9 protein-coding genes and 1 pseudogene are annotated in these 6,842 nt (G+C 43.9%); 8 read left to right on the top strand and 2 right to left on the bottom strand.

The window, feature by feature from the left end; translation table 11 throughout:
* Positions 1 to 3: 3 nt before the first annotated feature.
* The 3 genes from HWQ38_RS02605 to HWQ38_RS02595 are packed head-to-tail and all read left to right on the top strand — an operon-like array spanning position 4 to position 4,012.
* The gene (locus tag HWQ38_RS02605) at positions 4 to 2,097 is read left to right on the top strand and encodes an ATP-binding protein (RefSeq protein WP_292789778.1); all 2,094 of its coding nucleotides are present in this window, start codon (positions 4 to 6) and stop codon (positions 2,095 to 2,097) included.
* Positions 2,094 to 2,351, top strand: a complete 258-nt coding sequence (locus HWQ38_RS02600; RefSeq protein WP_292789777.1) for a hypothetical protein — start codon at positions 2,094 to 2,096, stop codon at positions 2,349 to 2,351. Before HWQ38_RS02605 ends, HWQ38_RS02600 begins: the two co-directional genes overlap by 4 nt.
* Entirely contained in the window at positions 2,348 to 4,012 is a 1,665-nt protein-coding gene (locus HWQ38_RS02595) for a DUF4157 domain-containing protein (RefSeq protein WP_292789776.1), read from the top strand. Before HWQ38_RS02600 ends, HWQ38_RS02595 begins: the two co-directional genes overlap by 4 nt.
* Positions 4,013 to 4,040: 28 nt before the next feature.
* Here the strand turns inward: HWQ38_RS02595 and HWQ38_RS02590 are convergent, their stop codons facing one another.
* Complete coding sequence (locus tag HWQ38_RS02590; protein ID WP_292789775.1) at positions 4,041 to 4,190, bottom strand: hypothetical protein; 150 nt, start codon at positions 4,188 to 4,190, stop codon at positions 4,041 to 4,043.
* Entirely contained in the window at positions 4,187 to 4,318 is a 132-nt protein-coding gene (locus HWQ38_RS02585) for a hypothetical protein (protein ID WP_292789773.1), read from the bottom strand. Before HWQ38_RS02585 ends, HWQ38_RS02590 begins: the two co-directional genes overlap by 4 nt.
* 92 nt (positions 4,319 to 4,410) lie before the next feature.
* On the opposite strand from HWQ38_RS02585, the gene HWQ38_RS02580 reads away from it, so the two are divergent.
* From HWQ38_RS02580 to HWQ38_RS02560, 5 genes and pseudogenes are all read left to right on the top strand, one after another.
* Positions 4,411 to 4,689 carry a prevent-host-death protein gene (locus HWQ38_RS02580; protein WP_292789772.1) on the top strand — a complete coding sequence of 93 codons (279 nt, stop codon included), beginning with the start codon at positions 4,411 to 4,413 and terminating at the stop codon, positions 4,687 to 4,689.
* Positions 4,686 to 5,081, top strand: a complete 396-nt coding sequence (locus tag HWQ38_RS02575) for a type II toxin-antitoxin system VapC family toxin (protein WP_292789771.1) — start codon at positions 4,686 to 4,688, stop codon at positions 5,079 to 5,081. Before HWQ38_RS02580 ends, HWQ38_RS02575 begins: the two co-directional genes overlap by 4 nt.
* 191 nt (positions 5,082 to 5,272) lie before the next feature.
* The gene (locus HWQ38_RS02570; protein ID WP_292789769.1) at positions 5,273 to 5,782 is read left to right on the top strand and encodes a hypothetical protein; all 510 of its coding nucleotides are present in this window, start codon (positions 5,273 to 5,275) and stop codon (positions 5,780 to 5,782) included.
* An 88-nt stretch (positions 5,783 to 5,870) separates the two neighbouring features.
* Positions 5,871 to 6,527, top strand: a complete 657-nt coding sequence (locus HWQ38_RS02565; RefSeq protein WP_292789768.1) for a hypothetical protein — start codon at positions 5,871 to 5,873, stop codon at positions 6,525 to 6,527.
* A 95-nt stretch (positions 6,528 to 6,622) separates the two neighbouring features.
* Positions 6,623 to 6,842: pseudogene (locus HWQ38_RS02560) on the top strand (LysM domain-containing protein); the annotation flags it as partial.

The raw sequence follows: 6,842 nt of genomic DNA, 5'->3' as shown, positions 1-6,842 counted from the left end.
TTTATGAACAACCTCGATTCTTGGAGAGCAAACAATGAAGAATACCTAGCAAATGCAATGGCTTGGTTACGCTGGCGTTTATGTGAGTTTGCACAGTTACCTGATATTGAGAAGCCTAAAGTCACAGAAATCACAACGGCGGCAGGGATGAATCCATCCGCAGCGCTGCTTGTCTTAAGTCAAAAATTAGATTTATCTGACTTTGAACAACAGGTTTTACTGTTATGCGTTGCAATGGAATTAGATCCGGGTATGGCGCGTCTTTGTGCCAGAGCTTTCGATAATTCTCATCAGCCTTATCCTACCTTTGCGTTGGCTTTATCACTATTCGAGCAACCTACTTGGGATGCCCTTTCTTGGGAACGCCCTTTACGTTACTGGCGATTAATTGAAATTCATCAGTCAGGAGTTCAACCGCTTACCACCAGTGGTTTACGGGTAGATGAACGTATATTAAATTATGTTAAAGGATTAAATTCTTTAGATGATCGCTTGGTATCATTACTGATGTCAATGGAAACAGAAGAATGGGATGTAAAACTACCACCATCTCAAAATGCTGTTGTCCAAACAATTATTCAGCAACTTCGCCAAATATATAAAGAACAACGTTTACCAGTTATTCAGCTAGTAGGGGCAGATTCCCTCAGCAAGCAACTAATAGCCCAACAGGTAGCAGCCCAACTAGATAGATATGTCTACCGTTTGCCAGTGGAATTATTGCCCACTCAGGCGGGAGAGTTAGAGACAGTTGCTCGTTTGTGGCATCGGGAAAGTTTGTTATTGCCGCTTGCCCTGTATTTAGATGCCCAGGAGGTTGACGGTAAACCAAACATGGAAGGACAAGCGCTACCTCTGCATCGGTTTCTGAACCGTAGTGGTGGTCTACTTTTCCTCAGCACTCGTGAAATTAGGCAGAATTTGGGACTGCCAACGATTGTAGTGGATGTGGAAAAGCCTACACCTTCTGAGCAACAAGCAACTTGGAACCAGGCATTGGGTGCGATCGCAGATAGTAGTCCGCAACTTCTGGCGAGTCAGTTTAACCTCAATTTAGTCAAGATTGAGCAGATTGCCCAGCAAGTGCTAACTGAAACACCCAATCCTTCAATCCAAAATCGTTCGACTGAGCATCTCGACTTCGCTCGACGGAACCGTAGTCGTACTCCTTTGGAGAAGCAAGCTACGCGTAGCGTTCCCCAGGAAAGTCCAAAATCTAAAATCCAAAATCGTTTGTGGTCAGCTTGTCTTGCTAGTACTCGTCCGCAGTTGGATACTTTAGCTCAACGCCTTGACCCGAAAGCAACTTGGGATGATATTGTTCTAGCACCAGAGGAGACAAACTTGCTGCATCAAATTGCTGATCAGATCCGCCAGCGCAGCCAAGTTTATCAAAATTGGGGTTTTGACAAGCGGATGAATCGGGGAATGGGCATCAGCGCCTTGTTTGCGGGGGAAAGCGGGACGGGGAAGACGATGGCGGCGGAGGTGATTGCTAATGATTTGCAACTCAATCTCTATCGGATTGATCTGTCGGCGGTGGTCAATAAATATATCGGAGAAACGGAGAAAAATCTGCGGCGTTTGTTTGATGCGGCGGAAGATGGCGGGGCGATTCTGTTTTTTGATGAAGCGGATGCTTTGTTTGGCAAACGTTCTGAGGTGAAAGATAGCCATGACCGCCACGCGAATATTGAGGTGAATTATCTGTTGCAGAGGTTGGAGGCTTATCGCGGTTTGGCGATTTTGGCAACCAATCTCAAGAGTTCGCTGGATCATGCGTTTATGCGCCGTTTGGGCTTTATTGTTAATTTTTCCTTTCCTGGTGTGGCGGAACGTCAGGTGATGTGGGAGAAGGTGTTTCCACCAGAGACACCAACTGAGGATTTAGATTTTAACCGTTTGGCACGTTTGAATTTGACTGGTGCGAGTATCCACAATGTGGCTTTGAATGCAGCTTTTTTGGCGGCGCAAGCGGATACAGATGTGACAATGGCGTTGGTGTTAACAGCAGCGCGGACTGAGTTTAGAAAATTGGATCGACCTGTGAATGAGGCAGATTTTCGGGTTTTAGTACCAACTGGGGTAAGGGTATGAATATCAATATAGATATAGAAAAGCTGGTTTTAGAGGGGATGTCTATTTCTCCCAGTCAGGGGCGAAAGTTGCAAGGGGCGGTGGAGGCAGAATTGGCGCGATTGCTGAGAACAGAAGGTATACCGGATAACTGGCAGGCTGGTGGGGTAGTGCCTCATGTACCGAGAGGTGCTATTCAAGTAAAGCCTGGATCTAATCCTACCCAAATGGCGCAACAAATTGCACAAACAGTATATCGAGGAATGAAACCATGACTAGTAGAAGAATTGCACAAAATAATCAGCAACAAAAAAGTGAGACAGCCCAAGGGAGTGGTATTTTACAGCGTGCTGCTGTTCGTTCGGTTGCGGATGCTGAGATGGAATCAACAGATGATAAACAAGCACTGGCATTAAGTAATTCGGCTTTTTCCAAAGACTTTAGTCAAGTGCCTATTAGCACGACTAAACCACAGCAGTTTCATGCAAGAAATCTCCAAAGTCATCCAATGCCACCTATCCAGGCAAAGTTGACTATCGGGGAACCAAATGATCGCTATGAACAGGAGGCGGATCGGGTAGCATCAGAAGTAGTACGAAGGATCAATGCACCAAGATCGGCAGGGCAGTCGGTACAGCGCCAGGAAGAAGCAGAAGAGGAAATACAGGCGAAACCTGAGATTACTTCGCTCCAACGCATGAAAGAACCGGAGGCGGAACTTCAGGCAAAGTTAACTCTCCAGCGAAGGGAAGCGATCGCAGGAGGGGAAACTTCAACGGATTTGGAATCAACCATTAACCGTGCTAGGGGAAGTGGACAGCCCTTAGAGGCAGGACTGCAACAGTCAATGGGGCAAGCGATGGGGGCGGATTTTAGTGGGGTGAAGGTACATACGGATGCTCAGTCTGACCAGTTGAATCGATCGATTCAGGCGAAGGCGTTTACGACAGGGCAGGATGTATTCTTTCGGCAGGGGGCGTATGAGCCGTGGAGTCGAGGGGGGCAGGAGTTGTTAGCGCATGAGTTGACCCATGTGGCGCAGCAAAATGGTGGGGCTGTGCAGCGATGGCCTTTACCACCGCAGCAGTTACTGCAACACCCCGCCATCGAAACTCCATCGGCATTGGTGGGCAAAGGCGTGCTCCAAAAAGCCGACGTGAATCCCACAACTTTCTTTACCGGAGCCAGAGCGGATACTGCTGTAGATGCCGATATCAATGCCAATAATAAAATGAGTGGTTTTGGCACTCAGGTAAATGGTGCAGATTGGCATACCCAATTAACTTTTGGTCCTCTTTCATCGGCCCAAGCTGGACCGAATGGTATGAAACCCGAAGGCACCAGCGTCATAGGGGTTATTGGTCCCGATCACCCCTATGGAAGCCAACCTAAAAGTGAGACAGCAAAAACTAACAACGGCATAGCCGCAAAACTTAGAGGCGGCAAATCTCATGTTGCCGCCCATATCGTCAACGACCAACTAGGTGGACCCGGCATCACCCAAAACCTATTTGCCTTCCCCAGCACTGCCAACACAGTCATGGAAAAACAAGTCGAAAAAAGTATGAAAAAGGCGGTGATGGATGGGAATTATATTTATTATCAAGCAAATGTAAATCACCCAACAAACAACGGACCAGCAGACTTCATCACTATGAGTTGGAACAAATTAGATCACATCGGCAAGGATATTGGCGGCGGACAAACTAATGTTAAGATTAATGCCGGCAATATCAAAGACAACACTAAAATAGTTGATTTAGAGAACAATAAGGTTGCAGCACAGAATAAAAACCTTATCCAACCAATCACCGAAACAGTTATTCAAAGACGACCGTGGGGGCCATTCCAAATGCCCGATCCAAAGAAAAAAGTTTCAATTGGCGACTTTTTAGATTCTACAACCAATTGTAAGGTACGAAGCGCGATCGCATAACGCACCAACTAAACCCCAAACAAAGCGATCACCCACCTATAAATATTGATGAGCGTGCGATAGCGTCATCTGACAAACTCTTGTAGTGACTGTGTAAAAAGGTAATGCGATCGCCTAATATCATGCTCGGATGAATATTAACACACTGTCCATTCTCACTCAAAATGCGATCGCTCATGTAGGAGGTTTAATTTGGTGCGATAGCGTCATCTGACAAACTCTTGTAGGGACAGTGTTAAAAGGAATGCGATCGCCCACGTAGAAATATTGATGAATGTGCGATCGCGGCATTGTTTGCTGGTTCAACCTGACTTCAAAGCGATCGCCACATATCGATAACTTACAATTTGAGTAAAAAGTCTTTGCATATTATAGTTTGTGAGCCAAAACAGAACCCTATGAATTGGAAAATAGAAGAAGCGCAGCAAAAATTTTCTGAAGTAATTGATGCCGCAGTTGCAGAACCACAACTGATTTACAACCAAGACAAAGTGGTAGCAGCCGTTGTAGAAATTGAAATATTTCAGGAATTCTTAGCTTGGCAGCAACAGCAGTACCAACCTTCTCTTGCAGATGCCTTTACCCAATTGCGTCAGCTTTGTGCAGAGGAAAACTACACCATTGAAATACCCGATCGCCAAGACCGTTTTAATCCTTTTGTTGATAGCCTACCGTGACATTTCTCTGTGACACTAATATTATCAGCGAACTAGCACGCCCTCAACCCAATCCAGGAGTGTTAGCTTGGAGTAAACAGGTTTCATCAATCTCCTTGAGTGTCATTACCCTAGAAGAAATCGCTTACGGGTTAGCGTCAAAACCAAATGCCAAAGTACAAAAATGGTTTCAAGAATTCCTGAAAGATTATTGCCAAGTTATCGCCATTACTCCTGAGATTGCCCAACGTTCTGGGGAAGTGCGGGGGCAATTGCGAACTAAAGGAAAACCACGCACCCAAGCAGATATGCTGATAGCAGCTACTGCTCATCTGCATCAACTTACTTTAGTAACGCGAAACACTGGTGATTTTGAAGATTGTAGTATTTCGCTGCTAAATCCTTTCACTTAACCTCAAGTATTCTTGTAAAAATTCCGAAATAATTCCCATCATTCACCAAAAAAATACTCACTTAAATTTAAATCCGATCTCACGCAGTATAGGTTTATAAAAGATGTTCACATCAACCAATTTAAATTTATTGAACAGTGCGATCGCTAATCTTGTAAGGACGGTTTTACAAGGAATGCGATCGCCTATGTATGATGGTTGAGGAGTGTGCGATCGCTCCTATAGCAAACTCGAACCAATCTGAATTAATCTTTTATTTTCTCACCAAAAAGCTGATGTTAGACTTGATTCTCATCACTGGCGATCGCGCCATATTCAACCCCACTTTTGGCAAAGCAATAGTTGCAGTACGTCCTGGGATATTAACTGGTACTGGCATACCAACAGTTAACAAAAATAAAATTTGCCTTGTTGGTGACGAGAAAAAAGTTGTTGTCCTTGGTTGTTCTTATACAAGTCCGCCAAATGTTACTCCCGGTATAGGAACACTTTTTATTCAATCCTTAGCTTTGAATCAAAAAGCTAGAAAAGTTAAATCTAAGCGAACAGCAGTATTGCTCAAAGGTACTACATTCACAGCGAGATTGCAAGTTATCCTGCCAGCCCAGACACCAACAATACCACCGACACCAGACCCAATTCCGATATATTTTGGCACGGGATTTTTCACTACTACAAATATGAAAGCAAAAGGGACTTGATAAATGAAGTCGGAAGTCGGAAGTATAAATGCATAATTTTTCGGTTTTTGAATCTGTTACTGAATTGAAATGATTTAGGAATAATTTTATGTCTCACTTTCCCCGTACGCCAAAGACATTAAAAGCAACGATCGCTATTCTTGATGCTGTTAGCTTTTTCCCCAAAGGAATAATCGTATTGCAATACAATCCCGAAACACTCAGACGCACTTTACAGGTACGAGGTGCGGGTGCTGAAGGAAGCGATCGCCTAGAAGCCTTGCGTTTGGTTGCACCACCCCTAGAGACAATTCAACTAGAGGCGGAAATTGATGCTACAGACCAACTGGAGTTTCCTGGAAAAAATCCAGATACAGTGGCCTTTGGCATATACCCCCAATTAGCAGCCCTAGAAACTCTGATCTATCCTAAAAGTAGTCAAATTCAGACAAACAATCAACTCGCCCGCAGCGGTATTTTAGAAATCTTACCAATTGAGGCCGATCTGAGTGTATTTATATGGAGCTTAAATCGTGTGATGCCAGTGCGCCTTTCTGAGTTCAGCATTACCGAAGAAGCATTCGATTCTAAACTAAATCCTATTCGTGCCAAAGTCAGTTTAGGTATGCAAGTATTAAGCACAAATGATTTGAGATTTGACCATAAAGGCAGCAGCTTGTTCAGAGTCTATCACAAGCACAAAGAATTTCTAGCTAATGTGAACACGGCTGCGACTGTTATCAAGACTGTTGCTTCTTTATTATAAACTTGGCTATTTTCAACCATAAATTATTACATCTGTAAGTTTCTCAAAATATCTCAGCAAATATAGATTTTTAGTTGTAAGATAAAAAGAGTAAAATGTTTAATGAAAGCAGTCGTTACTACGATATAGAAATTGCCAAGTGGCAAACAACATCAAATCAAACTATCAGTTATCTCAGGCGGAGATTTTTACCGTCATCACAAAGGTTTGAAGTTCTTCAAGAACATCAAGTCAGCGAAGGCGATCGCCTAGATAATATTACTGCAAATTATCTTCATGACCCGGAAGTTTTTTGGCATTTATGCGATGCTAACA

Origin of the sequence: Nostoc sp. NMS7, from assembly GCF_017115085.1 — a bacterium.
In the GTDB taxonomy this organism is placed as follows: Bacteria; Cyanobacteriota; Cyanobacteriia; order Cyanobacteriales; family Nostocaceae; genus Nostoc.
Note: the sequence above shows the minus strand (reverse complement) of the source record. Positions and strands in the feature narration are given on the sequence as shown.

Excerpts from the sequence above, each read along its gene's own strand:
- HWQ38_RS02605 (WP_292789778.1), top strand. The coding sequence starts at position 4 with ATGAACAACCTCGATTCTTGGAGAGCAAACAATGAAGAATACCTAGCA.
- HWQ38_RS02600 (WP_292789777.1), top strand. The coding sequence starts at position 2,094 with ATGAATATCAATATAGATATAGAAAAGCTGGTTTTAGAGGGGATGTCT.
- HWQ38_RS02595 (WP_292789776.1), top strand. The coding sequence starts at position 2,348 with ATGACTAGTAGAAGAATTGCACAAAATAATCAGCAACAAAAAAGTGAG.
- HWQ38_RS02590 (WP_292789775.1), bottom strand. The coding sequence starts at position 4,190 with ATGAGCGATCGCATTTTGAGTGAGAATGGACAGTGTGTTAATATTCAT.
- HWQ38_RS02580 (WP_292789772.1), top strand. The coding sequence starts at position 4,411 with ATGAATTGGAAAATAGAAGAAGCGCAGCAAAAATTTTCTGAAGTAATT.
- HWQ38_RS02570 (WP_292789769.1), top strand. The coding sequence starts at position 5,273 with ATGATGGTTGAGGAGTGTGCGATCGCTCCTATAGCAAACTCGAACCAA.
- HWQ38_RS02565 (WP_292789768.1), top strand. The coding sequence starts at position 5,871 with ATGTCTCACTTTCCCCGTACGCCAAAGACATTAAAAGCAACGATCGCT.